Genomic DNA, 19,267 nt, shown 5'->3' on the forward strand with positions numbered 1-19,267 from the left:
GCGTATTGTTTGCCACCGGCCTGCGAACGCCATCAGCCTTTTTTGAAGTACAGGCTTTCGATGTCTCCCGATACAGCCACCTTGCCGTCCGCCAGCCAGGTGCGATGTTTGTCCAGGCGCTTGAGGTCGTAGAGATAGTTGACCATGAGCCCGTAAGACTGCTTGTGCCCCTTGGGCGACGGGTCGCCGGCCCAGTTCAGCCGCTCCACGCGGGCGCCGTTGCCCAGGTGGAAGCGCGCGACCGGGTCGGCCGGCGTGCCGTCGACCAGCGCGCGGCCGAGGTATTCGGCGGCGGCCTGCCTCAGCCATTGGCGCAGCGGGGACTTCGCGTCGAAGGTGGCGGCCGAGTCCGCCGCGGCGAGCAGGCGATCGGCGGTCGGCGGCAGCGAGCCGACGAGGCGGCCGAGCTCGGCTTCGCGCTTCTCGTCGAGGCGCGGCAGCAGGTCGGCGGCGTTCTTCGCGAGCCAGGTGCGAAAGCCCGGGATCGGCGACAACGTGGCGAAGGTCTTCAGGCGCGGCAGTTCGTCCTGCAGCGTCTCGACCACGCGCTTGATGAGCGAGTCGCCGAAGCTCACGCCGCGCAGGCCGTTCTGTGTGTTGCTGATCGAATAGAAGATGGCGGTGGTGGCCCTGGCCGGCAGCACGGGCACGGCAGCCTCATCGAGCAGCGGCGTGATGCCGTCGCTGATGCGGTCGACCAGCGCCACCTCGACGAAGATCAGCGGCTCGTTGGGCAGGCGCGGATGGAAGAAGCCGTAGCAGCGGCGGTCGCTGTCGTCGAGCCGGTTCTTCACGTCGGACCAGCTCTTGATGTCGTGCACCGCCTCGTAGCGGATGAGCTTCTCGATCAGCGAGGCCGGCGAGTCCCAGTCGATGCGGCGCAGTTCGAGGAAGGCCACGTCGAACCAGGTGGAGAACAGGTGCTCCAGCTCGGCGTCCAGCGCGAGCAGGCGCTTGTCGGCCTTCAGGCACGGCAGCAGGTCGGCGCGCAGGTCGACCAGGAAGCGCATGCCTTCGGGCTCGACCGCGAAGCGCTGCAGCAGGCGCATGCGCGGCGACACCAGCGCGCGGCGCAGGCGCAGCTCGGCCTGGCCTTCGTCGGGCGTGCCGACGGAGGCCTGGTGCTGGTTGCGGGCGATCTCGAGCTTTTGCGCGTCAGCGGCGAAATGCTCGCTCATCAGGGCCCAGTAGTCGCGGCGCTCCTCGGGTGTGGCGGCGCGGTAGCCGTCCGCGATGGCATGGGCCCGGCGCCCGCCCTCGACCTCGCTCACGCGCGGATCGATCACGGCCTGCAGGTCGGCCAGCACGCGGCGCAGCGCGCGCGGCGACAAGGCTTCGTCGGCCTTGCGCAGCGTGGCCTGCAGGCGCTCGGCGGTGGAACGTGCGCTGGGCTTGGGCGCGCTCTTCGACGCGCCCTTGGCGGCGCCTTCGGACGCCACCGGCACCTTGGATTTTTCGCCAGAACGCAGCCGCGCCTGGAACCATTCGGTCGCACTCATCGGGGCACTCCAATGCTTGAGGGGGCGGGCATGGCGCGTTCGGCGGTCACGGCATCACCCTGGATTTTTGCTGGCGCGCGACTTCGCGCAGCGCCTCGCGCTGGCGCGTCATGTGCGTGCGCATGGCGGCGTCGGCGCCCTCGCTGTCGCGCGCCTTGAGCGCCGCGAACACGGCCAGGTGCTCGGACAGGCTCTGGTCGAGCCGCCCCGGCGCATGCAGCTGCTGCAGCCGCGCGAGCTTGAGGATCTTGCGCAGGTCGCCGATCACCTGCGCGAGCCACTTGTTGTCGGCGAGCTTGATGATCGCCTCATGAATGATGTGGTTGGTGGCGTAGTAGTCGTTGATGCGGCGCGCCCTGGCGTGGCGCACCAGCCGCTCGTGCAGCGCATCGAGTTCGTTCAGCTCGGCGTCGCTGGCATTGCGCGCGGCCTCGTAGGCGCAGCGGCCCTCGAGCAGCGCGATGACAGGAAAGATTTCGTCGAGATCGCGTTCGGTCACTTCGTTGACGAAGCAGCCGCGCCGCGGCTCATGCCGCAGCAGGCCCTCGGCGGTGAGCACCTTGAGCGCCTCGCGCAACGGGGTGCGCGAGATGGAGAGCCGCTCGCACAGCGCCACCTCGTCCACGAAGCTGCCGGGCGCCAGCGTGCCGTCGAAGATCTGCTCGCGCAGCGTGGCGGCAACTTCGTCGTGCAGGGAGTTGGGGACCAGGCGCATGGGAATCAAATCGCGTAATTTCCTGTAATTACGCGTAATTCTGAGCCTGCCGAGCATTTGGCGCAAGAGCCGCGCACGCCCTGCGCGGCTGGGACTTACCCTGCAAGCTTCCCGCTGAACGACCTCAGGCCTGCGCGGTGGCGGTCTTGTTGTTGGCGCGGCCGAACCAGAACCACAGCGCGATGCCGGCGATCACCATCGGCACGCTGAGCCATTGCCCCTGGCTCAGGCTCAGGGCCCGCAGGCCGAGAAAGTCGTCGGGCTCGCGGAAGTACTCGGCCACGAAGCGCAGCACGCCATAGCCGATCAGGAACACCGCGGCCACCTGCCCCTGCTTGCGCTCCTTGCGCGCATAGAGCCACATCACCGCGAAGAGCAACAGCCCTTCCAGCAGGAACTGGTAGACCTGCGAGGGATGGCGCGGCAGCATCGATCCGCTTTGCGGGAACACCATGCCCCAGGGCAGATCGGGGCTGCTGAAGCGGCCCCACAGCTCGCCGTTGATGAAGTTGCCCACGCGGCCGGCTGCAAGACCGGTTGGCACGCAGGGCGAGACGAAGTCCATCACCTGCCAGAACGGCCGCGCACGCGAACGCGAGAACCAGATCATTGCGCCGATCACGCCGAGCAGCCCGCCATGGAAGCTCATGCCGCCCTGCCACACGTAAAGGATTTCGAGCGGATGCGTGAGGTAGAACTCGGGCTTGTAGAACAGGCAGTAGCCCAGCCGCCCACCGACGATGACGCCCATCACGCCGAGAAAAAGAATGTCCTCGATGTCCTTGCGCTGCCACGCCCCCGCGCCCACCAGCGAGCGGTACGGCTCGTGATGCAGCCGCCGCGTGCCGAGAAAATAGAACAGCGCGAAGGCCGCCAGGTAGGTCAGGCCGTACCAGTGAATGGCCACCGGGCCGAGTTGCAAGGCGATGGGATTGATCTGCGGATACATGAGCATCCGCGGATTGTGCCCGCTGCAAATGACTCGCCCCCAGGCTTCGCGCACCTCGTGTTGCTTCGCCCTCCCCCTGCCGGGGGCAACAGCTGCGGCCCGGCAAAGCCGGTTCCGCGGTGTTCTGCGAATTTGCTGGTCAGCGAGCGGACCCTGCGCCCTGCTTGGCCTCCGCCGTGCGCTCGCGCACGAACGCCACGAACCGCGCCAGCGCCGGGTGCGCAGCCTGCGCCGGCCACACGAGGCTTGTCTCGCAAGCCGGCAGCGCCACGCGGCGTCGGCCCACGCCCTTGAACTCGCCGGCCTGCCGGTAGACCACGCCAGCGCGCCGGAACTGCATCACGCTGTGCGGCACCCAGGCCACGCCGATGCCGCCCGAGACGAGGTTGACGATGGTCTGCATCTGGATCGCCTCCTGTGCCACCTGGGGCACTCGGCCAGCTGCGTGATAGAGGTCGAACACCGCGTCGTGCAGCGACGGCACGATGCGGCGCGGAAAGATCACCAGCGGCTCGGCCAGCACCTCCGCCAGCGGCACGGGCCGTGCGCGGGCGAGCCGGTGCTGCGCCGGCAGGGCCAGCACCAGCGCCTCTTCCTCCACCGGCAGGCGGGACAGGCCGGGCGGCGCCGCGCCGGGCGAATGCAGCATCAGCCCGGCATCGATCTCGCCGCGCGCAAAGGCTTCGAGCTGCACGTCGCCGGTGGCTTCGACCAGTTCGAGGGCCACCTCCGGGCACAGCACGCGGAACTCGCGCACCCAGGCCGGCAGCTGCTCGAAGCCAACCGTCGAGACGAAGGCGATGCGCACCCGGCCCACCTGCCCCGCCGCTGCCGCCCGTGCCCGCGCCGGAAGCGCCTGCGCGCGCGCCAGCAGCTCGCGCACATCGGGTAGCAGGGCCTCGCCGGCGGGCGTGAGCGCCACGCGCCGCCGCGTGCGGTCGAACAGCACCACGCCCAGCGTCTTTTCGAGCTGGGCAATGGCCTGCGTCACCGGAGGCTGCGTCATGTGCAGCCGCAGCGCGGCGCGGCCGAAATGCAGTTCCTCGGCCACGGCAACGAACTGGCGCCAGGCCCGCAGGTCGATCGGGGCTTCATTCATATGCCGAGCATATCAATCCGTGCTCGAAAATGGATTGGAACCAATCAATCAGAAGTCCGATACTTGGGTTCCCCCGATCCCCCACGACAGAAGAGACACCATGGACACCAAGCCGATCCAGATCAACCGCCGCAGCGCCAACATCGTCGAAGGCAAGAGCCGTGCGCCCAACCGCTCCATGTTCTACGCGATGGGCTACGAGGAAAGCGACTTCAAGAAGCCGATGGTCGGCGTCGCCAACGGCCACAGCACCATCACCCCCTGCAACTCGGGCCTGCAGAAGCTGGCCGACGCTGCCATCGCGGGCATCGAGGAAGCCGGCGGCAACGCGCAGGTGTTCGGCACGCCCACCATTTCCGACGGCATGGCCATGGGCACCGAAGGCATGAAGTACTCGCTGGTGAGCCGCGAGGTCATCTCGGACTGCATCGAGACCTGCGTCGGCGGCCAGTGGATGGACGGTGTGCTGGTGGTCGGCGGTTGCGACAAGAACATGCCCGGCGGCCTGATGGGCATGCTGCGCGCCAACGTGCCGGCCATCTACGTCTATGGCGGCACCATCCTGCCGGGCCGCTACAAGGGGCAAGACCTGAACATCGTGAGCGTGTTCGAGGCCGTGGGCCAGAACGCCGCGGGCAACATGAGCGACGAAGACCTGCACGAGATCGAGAAGCGCGCCATTCCCGGCACCGGCTCCTGCGGCGGCATGTACACGGCCAACACCATGTCCAGCGCCTTCGAGGCGCTGGGCATCTCGCTGCCCTACTCGTCCACCATGGCGAACCCGCACGACGAGAAGGCCAACTCGGCCAAGGAATCGGCCAAGGTGCTGATCGAAGCCATCAAGAAAGACCTGAAGCCGCGCGACATCGTGACCAAGAAGGCCATCGAAAATGCAGTGGCCGTGATCATGGCCACCGGCGGCTCGACCAATGCGGTGCTGCACTTCCTGGCGATCGCGCACGCGGCCGAGGTCGAATGGACCATCGACGACTTCGAGCGCATGCGCAAGAAGGTGCCGGTGCTGTGCGACCTGAAGCCCTCGGGCAAGTACCTCGCGGTCGACCTGCACCAGGCGGGCGGCATTCCGCAAGTGATGAAGGTGCTGCTGAACGCAGGCCTGCTGCACGGCGATTGCATCACCATCAGCGGCCAGACCATCGCCGAAGTGCTGAAGGACGTGCCCGATGTACCGCGCGCCGACCAGGACGTGATCCGCCCGATCGACAAGCCGATGTACAACGAAGGCCACCTCGCGATCCTTAAGGGCAACCTGTCGCCCGAAGGCGCGGTCGCCAAGATCACCGGCCTGAAGAATCCCGTCATCACCGGCCCGGCGCGCGTGTTCGACGACGAGCAATCGGCGCTGCAGGCCATCCTGGCCGGCAAGATCGTGGCAGGCGACGTGATGGTGCTGCGTTACCTGGGCCCCAAGGGCGGCCCGGGCATGCCGGAAATGCTGGCACCCACGGGTGCGCTGATCGGCGCGGGCCTCGGCGAAAGCGTCGGCCTGATCACCGACGGCCGCTTCTCGGGCGGCACCTGGGGCATGGTGGTCGGCCACGTGGCGCCCGAAGCGGCCGCCGGCGGCACCATCGCCTTCGTGAACGAAGGCGACTCGATCACCATCGATGCGCACAAGCTGGTGCTCGAACTGAACGTGCCCGAAGCCGAGATCGCGAAGCGCCGCGAAGGCTGGAAGGCACCAGCACCGCGCTACACGCGCGGCGTGCAGGCGAAGTTCGCGTTCAATGCGTCCAGCGCCAGTTCGGGCGCAGTGCTCGACAAGTTCTGATCGGGGCTATTGCATGAAACACCGAGGAACCGGCTTCGCCGGGCCTCGGGTGTTGCCCCCGCCAGGGGGAAGGCGAAGCGGACACGAAGTGCCGCGCAGCTTGGGGGCGAGCCCTACTTCCGGCGCTGCCCGTTGCCGGTCTTCATGCCCATGTTGGTCTTCTGGCGATCGATGCGATCCTGCTTGCGCCGGTCTTCCCGCTCGATGACCCTGCGTTTGGTATAGCCCGACGAATCGGCCCAGGCCCACCATGCGACGGCCATTGCAAACGGGGACAGCACGATCCACCAGCTCCAGCCGGCGACCATGCCCACTTCCAAATACTTGAGGGCCAATCCAAGCAGGCCCAGCGCCAGAAACCACATCGCGAATCCCTCCGGGTTGTATTGGCACGCACCCGTACGACGTGCACGGCGCTACCTACAATCGCGTTGAGTCGAATGTAACTCAGCCCTTACGAAATACGCCCCATGAAAAGAGTCTTGTTGTCGGCAGCCCTCGGCCTCGGCCTTGTCGGACTCGCCGCGCCCGCCTTCGCCGACCTCGCCCTCGCAACCTCGAAGAACTGCATGAGCTGCCACGCGGTCGAGCGCAAGGTGCTCGGCCCGGCATTCAAGGACGTGGCCGCCAAGTACAAAGACGACAAGGGTGCCGTCGACACTCTTGCCAGCAAGATCGTCAAGGGCGGCTCCGGCGTATGGGGGCCGGTGCCGATGCCGGCGAACAACCAGGTCAGCGAAGCTGACGCGAAGAAGCTCGCAGCCTGGGTGCTGTCGACGAAGTAGGCTCCGGGGGCATCACGCCTGCGGGTTGATGTCCACCGGCAGCGGCCGGCGCTCGATGCGGTCTTCGAGTTGGCCGATGTGCGCGGCCACGGTGTTGTCGGTCTGATCCGAGCGCAGGCGGATTGCGGTCTCGAGCTGCTCCAGGCGCGCCAGCATCGCCGCCTGCCGGTCGGCGTTCTGCGCCATGTGCTTGTTCTCCTGCGTCTCCAGGAAGTTGCGCAGTTCGGTGAAGCGCGAGGCCTCGGCCTTGTCCGCAAGGTCGCGCTGGACCTGCATTTCCTTGGTGTGGCGCTTGGTTTCGATCAGCACCGAGCTGTGCAAGTACAACACGTAGACGAGGAAGAAGGCAGCCAGCACCACCGTCAGGCCCAGCATGATCAGGCCCAGCGGCGCCGAGACGGTCATGAAACCCAGCCAGACGTTGGTGGGTGCGGACAGCGTGCCCCAGTTCAGCGCGGCGAGCGCCGCGATGAACAGCACGATGACAAGAAGAAAAGCGGATCTCACGCCCATGGGGGGCCTCCTTCGGAAAGATCGGACACATCGGAAACGCCCATGCGCGTCGAGGCGCACGGTGCTCCGGATGGTTTTACCTCAGCGAAGAGCCCGGTTCAGCGCAGATGGCCGCATAAACGGCCGTGTCCTACAGCGCGAATCAGTTCGTCTGTGACAACTGTTCCAGGATCGCCGGATTTTCCAGCGTCGACGTGTCCTGCGTGATCTCTTCGCCCTTGGCGATGCTGCGCAGCAGGCGCCGCATGATCTTGCCGCTGCGCGTCTTGGGCAGGTTGTCGCCGAAGCGGATGTCCTTGGGCTTGGCGATGGGGCCGATCTCCTTGGCCACCCAGTTGCGCAGTTCGTTGGCGATCTGCTTGGCTTCCTCACCGGTCGGGCGGGCGCGCTTCAGCACGACGAACGCGCACACGGCCTCGCCCGTCACGTCGTCGGGACGACCGACCACCGCGGCTTCGGCCACGAGGTCGGTCTTGGACACGAGGGCCGACTCGATCTCCATCGTGCCCAGGCGGTGGCCCGACACGTTCAGCACGTCGTCGATGCGGCCCGTGATGCGGAAGTAGCCGCGGTCGGCGCTGCGCACCGCACCGTCGCCGGCCAGGTAGATGGTGCCGCCCATTTCCTCGGGGAAATAGCTCTTCTTGAAGCGCTCGGGATCGTTCCAGATGGTGCGAATCATCGAGGGCCAGGGCCGCTTGATGACCAGCATGCCACCGGCACCGTTGGGCAGGTCCTTGCCGGTCTCGTCGACGATGGCGGCCATGATGCCCGGCAGCGGCAGCGTGCACGAGCCCGGCACCAGCGGCGTGGCGCCCGGCAGCGGCGTGATCACGTGGCCGCCGGTCTCGGTCTGCCAGAAGGTGTCGACGATGGGGCAGCGCTCGCCTCCGATATTGCGGTGGTACCACATCCAGGCTTCGGGATTGATGGGCTCGCCGACCGAGCCGAGGATGCGCAGGCTCGTCAGGTCCCAGTTCTTCGGGTGCACCTTCTCGTCGCCCTCGGCCGCCTTGATGAGCGAGCGGATCGCGGTGGGCGCCGTGTAGAACACCGACACCTTGTGCTTCTCGATCATCTGCCAGAAGCGTCCCGCGTGCGGGAAGGTCGGGATGCCCTCGAACACCACCTGCGTGGCGCCGGCCGCGAGCGGGCCGTAGGCGACGTAGGTGTGGCCGGTGATCCAGCCGATGTCGGCGGTGCACCAGAACACGTCCTCGGGCTTGATGTCGAAGGTCCAGTCCATCGTGAGCCTGGCCCACAGCAGATAGCCGCCGGTGGCGTGCTGCACGCCCTTGGGCTTGCCGGTGGAGCCCGAGGTGTAGAGGATGAAGAGCGGGTGCTCGGCATTCACCGGCACCGGGGTGCATTCGGTGCCCTGCCCTTTCAGCGCCTCGGCAAAGGTCTTGTCGCGGCCCTCGACGCGCGTCCATGCGGTGGGCGTGCGCTCGTAGACGAACACGGTCTTGATCGATTCGCAGCCACCCAGCGCGATGCCGTCGTCCACAATGGCCTTGAGCGGCAGTTCCTTGCCGCCGCGCATCTGGTAGTTGGCCGTGATGACCGCCACCGCGCCCGCATCGATGATGCGCTCCTGCAGCGCCTTGGCCGAGAAGCCGCCGAACACCACGCTGTGGGTGGCACCGATGCGCGCGCAGGCCTGCATGGCGATCACGCCCTCGACCGTCATCGGCATGTAGATGATGACGCGGTCGCCCTTCTGGATGCCCTCGGCCTTGAGCGCGTTGGCGAACTGGCTCACGCGAGCCAGCAGCTCCTTGTAGGTGATGTTGGTGACGGTGCCGTCGTCGGCTTCGAAGATGATGGCAGTCTTGTTCTCGACCGGGGTGCCGACGTGCCTGTCGAGGCAGTTGGCGCTGGCGTTGAGCTCGCCGTCGCCGAACCATTCGTAGAACGGGGCCTTCGACTCGTCGAGCGTTTTCGTGAAGGGCTTGGTCCACTGCAGGTTGCCCTTGGCCAGGCGGGTCCAGAACCCTTCGAAGTCCTCTTCGGCCTCCTTGCACAGGGCCTCGTAGGCGGCCATGCCGGAGATGCGGGCGCCTTCGGTGGCGCGGGCGTCAGGGGGAAACACACGGTTCTCGACGAGGACGGATTCAATGTTCTTCGATGCGCTGCTCATGCTTTTTGTCTCCTGGAGGGTGCGGCCGTAATGTCGGTGGCCGCACTTACGGGTCACTGACGGGTTCGATGTTAGTTCGCAGGGTTATCACGAGTACGACACAGGGGCACACCTAGAATCCGCGGTCTTTCATCTCTCGCCTGCCAATGTCCGCTACCGATCCTTTCGACACCCGGAACCCGCCCGTACCAGCCCGTGGTTCGCCGCTTCGCCCTCTGCCCAAGCTGATTTTCGCGAGCCGTTGGCTGCAGCTGCCGCTCTACCTGGGGCTGATCGTGGCGCAGGCGGTGTACGTGGTGCACTTCCTGGTCGAGCTGCTGCACCTGGTCGAAGCCGCCTTCGGCAGCCAGGATGCGCTGCAGGCGCTGATCACCAGCATCGGCTACAAGACCACGGCGCCGGTGGGCACGCTCAACGAGACGGTGATCATGCTGGTGGTACTCGCGCTGATCGACGTGGTGATGATCTCGAACCTGCTGATCATGGTGATCGTGGGCGGCTACGAGACCTTCGTGAGCCGCATGGACCTCGAAGGCCACCGCGACCAGCCCGAATGGCTGAGCCACGTGAACGCCTCGGTGCTCAAGGTGAAGCTGGCCACCGCCATCATCGGCATCAGCTCGATCCACCTGCTGAAGACCTTCATCAACGCAGACAACTACACCGACAAGGTGCTGATCGCGCAAACCGTGATCCACATCGCGTTCCTGTTCTCGGCCATGGCCATCGCCTACACCGACAAGCTGATGAACGAAGCCGCAGCCGCCAACCCGCGCCACTAAGGCGTGTCCCAGGCCGGCGTTTCAGTGAAGCGCGCGGCCAGGAAATCGAGCATCGTGCGCAGCGTGGCCGGCATGTGCTTGCGCGAGGCGTACACCGCATACATGCCCACCACCTGCGGCTCGAAATCGCCGAAGAGCCGCACCAGTTCCCCTTCCTGCAGCAGCGGCGCCGCCAGATAGGTCGGCAGCATCGCGATGCCGGCCCCGGCCCGGGCCAGGCACATCAGGCTGGCTGCATCGTTGGCCGAGACATTGCCGCCCACGGCCACCGAGGCCGGCTCCCCCGTGTCCTTGCGCGTGAAATTCCAGAGGCTGCGCCCGAAGTACGAATGCGTGAGGCAATTGCGCTGCGCCAGCTCTTCCACGCGCAGCGGCTGGCCGTGCTCCTTCAGGTACGCCGGTGACGCGCACACGACCGAGCGGCAGTCGGTGAGCCGGCGCGCGATCAGGTTGGGGTCGATCTCCGCGGCCACGCGAATGGCCAGGTCGATGCGCTCGTCGACCAGGTTCACGGCCCTGTCGAGCAGCACCAGGTCGACAGCCACACCCGGGTAGAGCCGCACGTAGTCGGCCACCGCATCGGCCAGTTGCGCCTGCGCGAACGAGGTGCTGGCCGTGATGCGCAACTGCCCACGCGGCGCCTCGGCCGGATGCCGCACCGCGGCCTGCATGTCGCCGGTGAGTTCGAGCACCTGGCGGCAGCGCGGCAGCAGTTCTTCGCCAGCGGCGGTGAGGCTCAGCCGGCGCGTCGTGCGGTGCAGCAGGCGCGCGCCGGTCCACTGCTCCAGCTCGGCCACGTAGCGCGTGACGACCGGCCGGGACAGGTCGAGCTTGTCGGCCGCGGCCGAAAGGCTGCCCGAATCGACCACATTCACGAACACGCGCATTGCATTCAATCGATCCATTCGAACGATTCTAGGAATAAACAAGCGCGCAAATCGAGATATTTCTTTCGAAAACAGAAACCTAAGATGCGGCTCATCCCATCCGATCCCTTCGATCTTTCACAGGAGTCCCTCATGAGCCACATTGCCATCATTGGTGCCACCGGACGCGCCGGCGGCCGCCTTCTCGAAGAAGCCCTGCGCCGCGGCCACACGGTCACGGCCATCGCGCGCAAGGCCAGCGCCAAGCTGGCGGGCCGCGCCAACGTGAAGGCCGTCGACCTCGACGTGCTCGACGGCGCCGCGCTCGAGAAAGCCCTGGCCGGCCATGACGCTGTGTTCAGCGCCGCGCACTTCTCCACCGTGCCGCCCGAGGCCATCATCGAACCCGTCAAGCGCACGGGCGTGAAGCGCCTGCTGGTGGTCGGCGGCGCCGGCAGCCTGTTCGCGGCGCCCGGCCTGAAGGTGATCGATACGCCGAACTTCCCCGACGCCTATCGCGCCGAAGCCTCGGCCGGCGGCGTGTTCCTCGATGCGCTGCGCATCGAGAAGGAACTCGACTGGACCTTCCTGTCGCCCTCGGCCGAGTTCGTCGAAGGCGAGCGCACGGGCAAGTTCCGCCTCGGCAAGGACGACCTGCTGGTGAGCGCCGAAGGCCGCAGCTGGATCACGTTCGAGGACTACGCGATCGCGTTCATCGACGAGCTCGAAAAGCCGGCGCACTCACGTCAGCGCTACACGATCGGATATTGAGGCTCGCCCCCAGGCTGCGCGCACTTCGTGTCGCTTCGCCACCCCCCTACCGGGGGCGGGCCGGCCGCTTCGGGCGGCCGTGCGCGGCGGCCCCACGAAAAGACCGGTGAGGCTCAGCGACCGGTCATGTTCTCCGGCACCACCCATTGGTCGAACTGCTCGGCCGTGAGGTGCCCGGAGGCGATCGCGGCTTCCCGCAGGCTCGTGCCTTCCTTGTGCGCCTTCTTCGCGATGTAGGCCGACTTGTCGTAGCCGATGTGCGTGTTCAGCGCCGTCACCAGCATCAGCGAGCGCTGCACAAGTTCCGTGATGCGTTCGCGATTCGGCTCGATGCCCACGGCGCAATGGTCGTTGAAGCTCACCATGCCGTCGGCCAGCAGACGCACGCTCTGCAGGAAGTTGTGCGCCACCATCGGGCGGAACACATTCAGCTCGAAGTTGCCCGAGGCGCCGCCGATGTTGATGGCCACGTCGTTGCCGAACACCTGCGCGGCGAGCATCGTGACGGCTTCGCTCTGGGTCGGGTTGACCTTGCCCGGCATGATCGACGAGCCGGGTTCGTTCTCTGGAATACTCAGTTCGCCGATGCCGCTGCGCGGGCCGCTGGCCAGCCAGCGCACGTCGTTGGCGATCTTGTTCATGCTGGCGGCGAGCGTCTTGAGCGCGCCGTGGGCGTGCACCAGCGCATCGACGCTGGCCATGGCTTCGAACTTGTTCGGCGCGGTCACGAAAGGCAGGCCCGTGAGCTTCGCCAGTTCCGCCGCCACCTGCTCCGCATAGCCCTTGGGCGCGTTCAGGCCGGTGCCGACGGCCGTGCCGCCCAGCGCCAGTTCGCACAGGTGCGGCAACGCGGCGCGCACATGCGCCTCGCCGTGCGCCAGTTGCGCCACGTAGCCCGAGAACTCCTGGCCCAGCGTGAGGGGCGTGGCGTCCTGCAGGTGGGTGCGGCCGATCTTCACGATGTCGGCGAAATCCTTGGCCTTCTGGTCGAGCGTGCCGCGCAGCTTGGCGATGGCGGGCAGCAGCTTGTGTGTGATGGCCTCGACGGCCGCCACGTGCATGGCGGTCGGGAACACGTCGTTGCTCGACTGGCTGCGGTTGACGTCGTCGTTCGGATGCACGAGGCGCCCTTCCCCGCGCTCGCCGCCGAGGATTTCGCTTGCCCGGTTGGCCAGCACCTCGTTGACGTTCATGTTGGTCTGCGTGCCCGAGCCGGTCTGCCACACCACCAGCGGGAACTCGCCGGGGTGCTTGCCGGCGATGACTTCATCGGCCGCTGCCACGATGGCGTTCGTCTTCTTCTGGTCCTGCAGGCCCAGCGCGTGGTTGACCACGGCCGACGCGCGCTTCACCTGGGCCAGCGCCTTGATGATCTCGCGCGGCTGCTGCTCCCCGGAGATGTCGAAGTTCTGCAGCGAGCGCTGCGTCTGCGCACCCCACAGCTTGTCGGCCGGCACGTCGATCGGGCCGAAGGTATCGCGCTCGGCACGGGTCTTGGGGGAAGTCGTCATGGTGAAAAAGCTCCGCAGTCTTGGATGGTCGCGCCGCCTGATCGGGCGCGGGCCCGAGTATCGGCCAATAAGAATAGCTCGCATCTGACGGGGCCATTGGGCCGCCGCCGACATTACGTTACGCCCGTTGGGTTGACTCGCGTCATGTCAAAAAGTTATAATCATGGGCTTCAGACGACCAACAAGTCATGTTGATCGGCCCTGCACTACTCGCGGATCTCCGAATCCCGTCGCGGTGCAAGGTTCTCCCCGCCGGGCCCTGCCCGGCAAACCGGCCGGATCGTTTCCGGCCCCACTGCCACGCCACCTTTCGGCGGGCACTGGTTTCGTCGCCACGTCGTCTTCAGTGCCTGTCGGCAGCCCCAGAGGCTCGCCGGGCCATTGCACGCGTTTTCCTCACGCGCTCTCTGTTCGGACAGTCCCATCGGCTGATGGCGTGACCGTTGCCGTCCTCCGGGGCGGTGCTGTGTCCAACCTTCACACAAGGAGCCCCGGCATATGGCCAAAGGAATTCTCATCGACCATGTTTTCAAGGTGTTCGGCGACGCGCCCGAGCAGGCTTTGGAACTCGTGCGGCAAGGTTTTTCGAAGAAGGAAATCCTCGCCGAGACGGGCCAGTCGATCGGCGTGTTCGATGCCACCTTCGAGATCCAGGCCGGCGAGATCTTCGTGATCATGGGCCTCTCGGGATCGGGCAAGTCGACGCTGGTGCGCCTGTTGAACCGGCTGATCGAGCCGACCGCCGGCCGCATCGTGATCGATGGCGCCGACATCAACGAGCACTCCGACGCCAAGCTGCGCGCGCTGCGCCGCAAGGACATCAGCATGGTGTTCCAGTCGTTCGCGCTGATGCCGCACATGACGGTGCGCGAGAACACCGCCTTCGGCCTCGAACTGTCGGGCACGAGCAAGAAAGAGCGGCTCGCGCAGGCCGACCTGGCGCTCGCGCAAGTAGGCCTTGCAGGCTGGGGCGACAGCTATCCAGACGAACTCTCCGGCGGCATGCAGCAGCGCGTGGGCCTGGCGCGTGCGCTGGCCTCCGACCCGTCGATCCTCCTGATGGACGAGGCCTTCTCGGCGCTCGACCCGATCATCCGCACCGAGATGCAATCGGAGCTGCTGCGGCTGCAGCAGGCGCAGCGCCGCACCATCGTCTTCATCTCGCACGACCTCGATGAAGCGATGCGCATCGGCGACCGCATCGCGATCATGAAGGACGGCCAGGTGATCCAGGTCGGCACGCCCGACGAGATCCTGCGCAGCCCCGCCGACGACTACGTGCGCAGCTTCGTGCGCGGCGTGGATGCGGCGGCCGTCTTCAAGGCCGCGGACATCGCGCGCAAGTCGCTCACGGTCGTGTGCGAGCACCCGGAGCGCGGTGCGCGCGCGGCGCTCAAGGTGCTGGAAGACCAGGACCGCGACTTCGCCTACGTGACCAGCCCGAACAGGCGCTACCTGGGCGTGGTGTCGGCGGACACGCTGCGCAGCGCGCTCGACGGGCATTCGGGTCCGCTGGGGCTGCAGCACGCGTTCCTCGACGACCTGCCGCGCATCGACGCCGAAGCCCCCGTGGCGGGCCTGATCGGCCAGCTCGCGCAGGCACCTTGCGCGCTGCCGGTGGTGGCGAGCGACGGCCGCTTCTGCGGTGCGATCAGCAAGACGACGCTGCTCAAGTTCCTCGACCGCGACACGCCGCCGATCGAGCCCGCCTTGCCCAACGCCGCCCCCGCGCTTGCCGCCGAGCCGCACTGAATTCACGAAGGACCTTGAACGATGAACGACAACACACTTCCTTCCGACCTGGGCACGCCGGTGCTGGACACGCCCGCAGCCCCCACCTTCGTCGATCCGTGGGAAGCACTCTCGGCCGCGCCCGACACCTCCGCCACCAGCGCATGGCTCGATGCCCCCATCGACACGGCCCACCAGCTGGCCGGATCGGCCAATGCCGCGACCGACGGCTTCCAGCTGCACCGCCTCTGGGACGGTTCCCTGCCCGTCGAATCCTGGATCAACCAGGGCCTCGGCTGGGTGGTGGAACATTTCCGTCCCTTCTTCCAGACCGTGCGCCTGCCCATCGACAGCACGCTGAACTGGGTCCAGAGCCTGCTCACCGGCTTGCCCACGCTGGCGATGATCGCGTTGATCGGCCTCTTCGCCTGGCAGTTCGCCGGCCGCGCGCTGGCCATCGGCACCACGGTCGCGCTGCTGCTCGTGGCAATGCTGGGCATCTGGCCCGAAGCCATGGTGACGCTGTCGCTGGTGCTGACCTCGCTCGTGTTCTGCATGATCATCGGCCTGCCGCTCGGGGTGCTGCTGGCCAGCAGCGACCGCGCCCAGCGCCTCATGCGCCCGCTGCTCGACGCGATGCAGACCACGCCCGCATTCGTGTACCTCGTGCCGGTGGTGATGCTGTTCGGCATCGGCAACGTGCCGGGCGTGATCGTGACGATCATCTTCGCGCTGGCCCCGCTGGTGCGCCTGACCAACCTGGGCCTGCGCCAGGTGCGGCCCGACCTCATCGAGGCCGCGCGTGCCTACGGCGCTTCGCCCTGGCAGATGCTGGTCAAGGTGCAGCTGCCGCTGGCCATGCCGTCGATCATGGCGGGCATCAATCAGGCGCTGATGCTGTCGCTGTCGATGGTGGTGATCGCCTCGATGATCGCCGTGGGCGGCCTCGGCCAGATGGTGCTGCGCGGCATCGGCCGGCTCGACATGGGCTTGGCGACGGTCGGCGGCCTGGGCATCGTGCTGCTGGCGATTTCGCTCGACCGGCTGACGCAGGCGATGGGCAAGTCGCGCCGCAGTGCGGGTCGCCGCTGGTGGCACACCGGGCCGGCCGGCTTCTCGCTGCGCGTGCTGCAGCGCTTGCTGGGCACGCCGTCGCGCGGTGCGAGCGCGCCTGTTCCCGCCTTGTCCGCGCAAGCGCAATGACCCACCACGGAGGAATTCAACGCATGAAGAAAACCACTCTCGTCGCACGCAGCCTTCTGGCCTTGGGCTTCGTCGCCTTCGGCATGGCCGCGCAAGCCGCCAACGACCTCCCCGGCAAGGGCGTCACCGTGCAGCCGCTCAAGAGCTCGCTCGCCGAAGAAGCGTTCCAGACGCTGCTGGTGATGCGCGCGCTCGAAAAGCTCGGCTACACGGTCGAGCCGATGAAAGACCTCGAGCCCGCCACCGAGCACCTGGCCATCGCCAACGGCGACGCGACCTTCATGGCCAACCACTGGAGCCTGCTACACGCCGACTTCTACAAGAACAGCGGCGGCGACGCCAAGCTGTGGCGCAAGGGCGTGTACTCCGACGGCGCGGTGCAGGGCTACCTGATCGACCGCAAGACGGCCGAGCAATACAACATCACCAACATCGCGCAGCTGAAGGACCCGGCCATTGCGAAGCTGTTCGACACCGACGGCGACGGCAAGGCCGACCTCACGGGCTGCAATCCTGGCTGGGGCTGCGAACTGGCGATCGAAAAACACCTGACGGCCTACCAGCTGCGCGACACCGTCACGCACAAGCAGGGCAGCTATGCCGCGCTAATGGCCGACACCATCGCCCGCTTCAGACAGGGCAAGCCGGTGCTGTATTACACGTGGACGCCGTACTGGGTGAGCGCCGTGCTGCGCCCGGGTGCGGACGTGGTGTGGCTGCAGGTGCCGTCCTCTTCGTCGCAGGGCGGCGGCGCCGACACGCAGTTGCCCAATGGCAAGAACTACGGCTTCCAGGCCAACCAGGAGCAGATCGTCGCCAACCGGGCCTTCGTCGAAAAGAATCCCGCGGCCGGCAGGCTGTTCGAGGTGATGAAGCTGCCGATCGGCGACATCAATGCCCAGAACCTGCGCATGAGCCAGGGCGCCAACACCCAGCAAGACCTGGAGCGGCACACCGACGGTTGGATCAAGGCGCATCGGCCGCTGTTCGACGGGTGGATCGAGGAAGCCCGGGCGGCTGCGAAATAGGGGCTTGTGGGCATCTGATGCATTGTTCGGGGCGCGATCACGCCGACGGGGTACCTTGCTCCGCGAATGTCCCCCGCTTCGCTCGGCCGCGAACCAGCAGCGTGCCCTCGTGCACAGGGCACCGGGTGCTCCCCGCAGCGAAATAAAGGAGGAGCGAAGCGGGGGACATTCGCGGAGGGGAGCACCCGGTGGCCTGTGCACGCGCCCCGAATTGGCCGCACGCAAATCCCAACGCAGCGGCGGCTGAGATAATCGGGGGGCGTTTCCCACTACAAAACTCCCCCCACCATGACGACCACGATCCAGCAGGCCGACCTGATCGAATCGATCAGCGCCGCGCTGCAGTACATCAGCTACTACCACCCCGCCGACTACATCGCCCATTTGGCCAAGGCCTACGAGCGCGAACAGAGCCCCGCCGCCAAGGACGCCATCGCGCAGATCCTGACCAACAGCAAGATGAGCGCCACGGGCCACCGCCCGATCTGCCAGGACACCGGCATCGTCAACGTGTTCCTCAAGGTGGGCATGGACGTGCGCTGGGGCGGCTTCACCGGCAGCCTGGACGACGCCATCAACGAAGGCGTGCGCCGCGGCTACAACCACCCCGACAACACGCTGCGCGCATCGGTCGTGGCCGATCCGCAGTTCGACCGCAAGAACACCAAGGACAACACGCCTGCGGTGATCTTCACGGAGATCGTGCCGGGCAACACCGTCGAGGTGACCGTCGCGGCCAAGGGCGGCGGCAGCGAGAACAAGAGCAAGCTGGCCATGCTGAACCCCGGTGACAGCGTGGTCGACTGGGTGCTCAAGACCGTGCCGACCATGGGCGCCGGCTGGTGCCCGCCCGGTATGCTGGGCATCGGCATCGGCGGCACCGCCGAGAAGGCCGCGCTGATGGCCAAGGAAAGCCTGATGGACGACCTGGACATGCACGAGCTGCAGGCCAAGAAGAAGTCGGGCGCAGAGCTGAGCAAGGTCGAGGCGCTGCGCATCGAGCTGTACGAGAAGGTCAACGCGCTGGGCATCGGCGCGCAGGGCCTGGGCGGCCTGGCCACCGTGCTCGACGTCAAGATCCAGATGTACCCGACGCACGCTGCGAGCAAGCCCGTGGCGATGATCCCCAACTGCGCAGCCACCCGCCATGCACACTTCGTGATGGACGGCAGCGGCCCGGTGTACCTCGACCCGCCGTCGCTCGACCTGTGGCCCAACGTCAACTGGGCGCCCGACGAAAAGAAGAGCAAGCGCGTCGACCTCGACAAGCTCACGCCCGCCGAGGTGGCGAGCTGGAAGCCAGGCGACACGATCCTGCTGAACGGCAAGATGCTCACCGGCCGCGATGCCGCACACAAGCGCATCCAGGACATGCTGGCCAAGGGCGAGAAGCTGCCGGTGGACTTCACCAACCGCGTCATCTACTACGTCGGCCCGGTCGATCCGGTCGGCGACGAGGCCGTGGGCCCCGCCGGCCCGACCACCGCCACGCGCATGGACGGCTTCACCGAAATGATGCTGGCCCAGACTGGGCTGATCGCCATGATCGGCAAGGCCGAGCGCGGCCCGGTCGCCATCGAGGCCATCAAGAAGCACAAGAGCGCCTACCTCATGGCCGTGGGCGGCGCCGCCTACCTCGTGAGCAAGGCCATCAAGACCGCCAAGGTGGTGGGCTTCGAGGACCTGGGCATGGAAGCGATCTATGAATTCGACGTGGTCGACATGCCCGTGACGGTGGCGGTCGATGCGGGCGGCACCAGCGCGCACATCACCGGCCCGGCCGAGTGGCAGAAGCGCATTGCCAGCGGCGAGTTCAAGACGATCATGATGGAAGAAGCTTGAGCGCCGCCCGGCCGCCCGAAGGCGCTCGCACCGCAGTG

The 19,267-nt window shown here is 66.8% G+C and carries 17 protein-coding genes; 8 read left to right on the forward strand and 9 right to left on the reverse strand.

From position 1 onward, the window contains the following. Positions 1-32: 32 nt before the first annotated feature. The 4 genes from ASC92_RS19955 to ASC92_RS19970 all read right to left on the reverse strand — a co-directional run bounded on the left by ASC92_RS19955 (position 33) and on the right by ASC92_RS19970 (position 4,262). Positions 33-1,499 carry a malonyl-CoA decarboxylase gene (locus ASC92_RS19955; protein ID WP_056518906.1) on the reverse strand — a complete coding sequence of 489 codons (1,467 nt, stop codon included), beginning with the start codon at positions 1,497-1,499 and terminating at the stop codon, positions 33-35. Between the two features lie 46 nt (positions 1,500-1,545). Further along, entirely contained in the window at positions 1,546-2,214 is a 669-nt protein-coding gene (locus ASC92_RS19960; RefSeq protein WP_056519164.1) for a GntR family transcriptional regulator, read from the reverse strand. A 124-nt stretch (positions 2,215-2,338) separates the two neighbouring features. Continuing rightward, the gene (gene lgt, locus ASC92_RS19965; protein ID WP_056518908.1) at positions 2,339-3,169 is read right to left on the reverse strand and encodes a prolipoprotein diacylglyceryl transferase; all 831 of its coding nucleotides are present in this window, start codon (positions 3,167-3,169) and stop codon (positions 2,339-2,341) included. Between the two features lie 133 nt (positions 3,170-3,302). After that, complete coding sequence (locus tag ASC92_RS19970) at positions 3,303-4,262, reverse strand: LysR family transcriptional regulator (RefSeq protein WP_056518910.1); 960 nt, start codon at positions 4,260-4,262, stop codon at positions 3,303-3,305. Between the two features lie 100 nt (positions 4,263-4,362). On the opposite strand from ASC92_RS19970, the gene ilvD reads away from it, so the two are divergent. Further along, a complete protein-coding gene (gene ilvD, locus ASC92_RS19975; protein ID WP_056518912.1) occupies positions 4,363-6,057 on the forward strand; it encodes a dihydroxy-acid dehydratase in 1,695 nt (564 codons plus the stop codon). Between the two features lie 113 nt (positions 6,058-6,170). Here ilvD and ASC92_RS19980 read toward each other — a convergent pair whose 3' ends face one another. Continuing rightward, positions 6,171-6,422, reverse strand: coding sequence for a TIGR04438 family Trp-rich protein (locus ASC92_RS19980; RefSeq protein WP_007829747.1), 252 nt, complete (start codon positions 6,420-6,422; stop codon positions 6,171-6,173). A 105-nt stretch (positions 6,423-6,527) separates the two neighbouring features. Between ASC92_RS19980 and ASC92_RS19985 the strand changes: the two genes are divergently transcribed. Then, entirely contained in the window at positions 6,528-6,842 is a 315-nt protein-coding gene (locus ASC92_RS19985; protein WP_056518915.1) for a c-type cytochrome, read from the forward strand. A gap of 12 nt (positions 6,843-6,854) precedes the next feature. Here the strand turns inward: ASC92_RS19985 and ASC92_RS19990 are convergent, their stop codons facing one another. Together ASC92_RS19990 and acs are read right to left on the reverse strand one after the other, a co-directional pair. After that, positions 6,855-7,355, reverse strand: coding sequence for a hypothetical protein (locus ASC92_RS19990; protein ID WP_056518917.1), 501 nt, complete (start codon positions 7,353-7,355; stop codon positions 6,855-6,857). Between the two features lie 142 nt (positions 7,356-7,497). Further along, positions 7,498-9,495: an acetate--CoA ligase gene (gene acs / locus ASC92_RS19995; protein ID WP_056518919.1), complete on the reverse strand. Its 1,998-nt coding sequence runs from the start codon at positions 9,493-9,495 to the stop codon at positions 7,498-7,500. A gap of 146 nt (positions 9,496-9,641) precedes the next feature. Here acs and ASC92_RS20000 point away from each other — a divergent pair, with 146 nt between their 5' ends. Continuing rightward, the gene (locus ASC92_RS20000) at positions 9,642-10,277 is read left to right on the forward strand and encodes a YqhA family protein (RefSeq protein WP_056518920.1); all 636 of its coding nucleotides are present in this window, start codon (positions 9,642-9,644) and stop codon (positions 10,275-10,277) included. Here ASC92_RS20000 and ASC92_RS20005 read toward each other — a convergent pair. Then, on the reverse strand, positions 10,274-11,182 hold the full coding sequence (locus ASC92_RS20005; RefSeq protein ID WP_056518922.1) for a LysR family transcriptional regulator: 909 nt from the start codon (positions 11,180-11,182) through the stop codon (positions 10,274-10,276). The two genes, ASC92_RS20000 and ASC92_RS20005, sit on opposite strands and share 4 nt — an antisense overlap. A gap of 114 nt (positions 11,183-11,296) precedes the next feature. On the opposite strand from ASC92_RS20005, the gene ASC92_RS20010 reads away from it, so the two are divergent. Then, positions 11,297-11,914: an NAD(P)-dependent oxidoreductase gene (locus ASC92_RS20010; RefSeq protein WP_056518925.1), complete on the forward strand. Its 618-nt coding sequence runs from the start codon at positions 11,297-11,299 to the stop codon at positions 11,912-11,914. Positions 11,915-12,027: 113 nt separating this feature from the next. Here ASC92_RS20010 and fumC read toward each other — a convergent pair whose 3' ends face one another. Beyond that, positions 12,028-13,425 (reverse strand): class II fumarate hydratase, encoded by a 1,398-nt coding sequence (gene fumC, locus ASC92_RS20015; RefSeq protein WP_056518927.1) that lies wholly within the window; start codon positions 13,423-13,425, stop codon positions 12,028-12,030. A 498-nt stretch (positions 13,426-13,923) separates the two neighbouring features. Between fumC and proV the strand changes: the two genes are divergently transcribed. The 4 genes from proV (at position 13,924) to ASC92_RS20035 (ending at position 19,229) form a co-directional block, all read left to right on the forward strand. After that, entirely contained in the window at positions 13,924-15,177 is a 1,254-nt protein-coding gene (proV, locus tag ASC92_RS20020) for a glycine betaine/L-proline ABC transporter ATP-binding protein ProV (protein WP_056518929.1), read from the forward strand. Between the two features lie 21 nt (positions 15,178-15,198). Continuing rightward, the gene (proW, locus tag ASC92_RS20025; protein WP_056518931.1) at positions 15,199-16,359 is read left to right on the forward strand and encodes a glycine betaine/L-proline ABC transporter permease ProW; all 1,161 of its coding nucleotides are present in this window, start codon (positions 15,199-15,201) and stop codon (positions 16,357-16,359) included. 23 nt (positions 16,360-16,382) lie between these two features. Then, complete coding sequence (proX, locus tag ASC92_RS20030) at positions 16,383-17,387, forward strand: glycine betaine/L-proline ABC transporter substrate-binding protein ProX (RefSeq protein WP_056518933.1); 1,005 nt, start codon at positions 16,383-16,385, stop codon at positions 17,385-17,387. 288 nt (positions 17,388-17,675) lie between these two features. Beyond that, on the forward strand, positions 17,676-19,229 hold the full coding sequence (locus ASC92_RS20035) for a fumarate hydratase (RefSeq protein WP_056518935.1): 1,554 nt from the start codon (positions 17,676-17,678) through the stop codon (positions 19,227-19,229). The last annotated feature ends 38 nt before the right edge of the window (positions 19,230-19,267 follow it).

The organism is Variovorax sp. Root411, assembly GCF_001425205.1.
Taxonomy (GTDB): domain Bacteria; phylum Pseudomonadota; class Gammaproteobacteria; order Burkholderiales; family Burkholderiaceae_C; genus Variovorax.

What these genes read in the sequence shown, in the direction of transcription:
- ASC92_RS19985 (WP_056518915.1), top strand. Translation starts at nt 6,528, where the DNA reads ATGAAAAGAGTCTTGTTGTCGGCAGCCCTCGGCCTCGGCCTTGTCGGA.
- ilvD (WP_056518912.1), top strand. Translation starts at nt 4,363, where the DNA reads ATGGACACCAAGCCGATCCAGATCAACCGCCGCAGCGCCAACATCGTC.
- ASC92_RS20010 (WP_056518925.1), top strand. Translation starts at nt 11,297, where the DNA reads ATGAGCCACATTGCCATCATTGGTGCCACCGGACGCGCCGGCGGCCGC.
- ASC92_RS19955 (WP_056518906.1), bottom strand. Translation starts at nt 1,499, where the DNA reads ATGAGTGCGACCGAATGGTTCCAGGCGCGGCTGCGTTCTGGCGAAAAA.
- proV (WP_056518929.1), top strand. Translation starts at nt 13,924, where the DNA reads ATGGCCAAAGGAATTCTCATCGACCATGTTTTCAAGGTGTTCGGCGAC.
- proW (WP_056518931.1), top strand. Translation starts at nt 15,199, where the DNA reads ATGAACGACAACACACTTCCTTCCGACCTGGGCACGCCGGTGCTGGAC.
- proX (WP_056518933.1), top strand. Translation starts at nt 16,383, where the DNA reads ATGAAGAAAACCACTCTCGTCGCACGCAGCCTTCTGGCCTTGGGCTTC.
- lgt (WP_056518908.1), bottom strand. Translation starts at nt 3,169, where the DNA reads ATGCTCATGTATCCGCAGATCAATCCCATCGCCTTGCAACTCGGCCCG.
- ASC92_RS20005 (WP_056518922.1), bottom strand. Translation starts at nt 11,182, where the DNA reads ATGGATCGATTGAATGCAATGCGCGTGTTCGTGAATGTGGTCGATTCG.
- ASC92_RS19960 (WP_056519164.1), bottom strand. Translation starts at nt 2,214, where the DNA reads ATGCGCCTGGTCCCCAACTCCCTGCACGACGAAGTTGCCGCCACGCTG.
- acs (WP_056518919.1), bottom strand. Translation starts at nt 9,495, where the DNA reads ATGAGCAGCGCATCGAAGAACATTGAATCCGTCCTCGTCGAGAACCGT.
- ASC92_RS20000 (WP_056518920.1), top strand. Translation starts at nt 9,642, where the DNA reads ATGTCCGCTACCGATCCTTTCGACACCCGGAACCCGCCCGTACCAGCC.
- ASC92_RS20035 (WP_056518935.1), top strand. Translation starts at nt 17,676, where the DNA reads ATGACGACCACGATCCAGCAGGCCGACCTGATCGAATCGATCAGCGCC.
- ASC92_RS19970 (WP_056518910.1), bottom strand. Translation starts at nt 4,262, where the DNA reads ATGAATGAAGCCCCGATCGACCTGCGGGCCTGGCGCCAGTTCGTTGCC.
- ASC92_RS19980 (WP_007829747.1), bottom strand. Translation starts at nt 6,422, where the DNA reads ATGTGGTTTCTGGCGCTGGGCCTGCTTGGATTGGCCCTCAAGTATTTG.
- fumC (WP_056518927.1), bottom strand. Translation starts at nt 13,425, where the DNA reads ATGACGACTTCCCCCAAGACCCGTGCCGAGCGCGATACCTTCGGCCCG.
- ASC92_RS19990 (WP_056518917.1), bottom strand. Translation starts at nt 7,355, where the DNA reads ATGGGCGTGAGATCCGCTTTTCTTCTTGTCATCGTGCTGTTCATCGCG.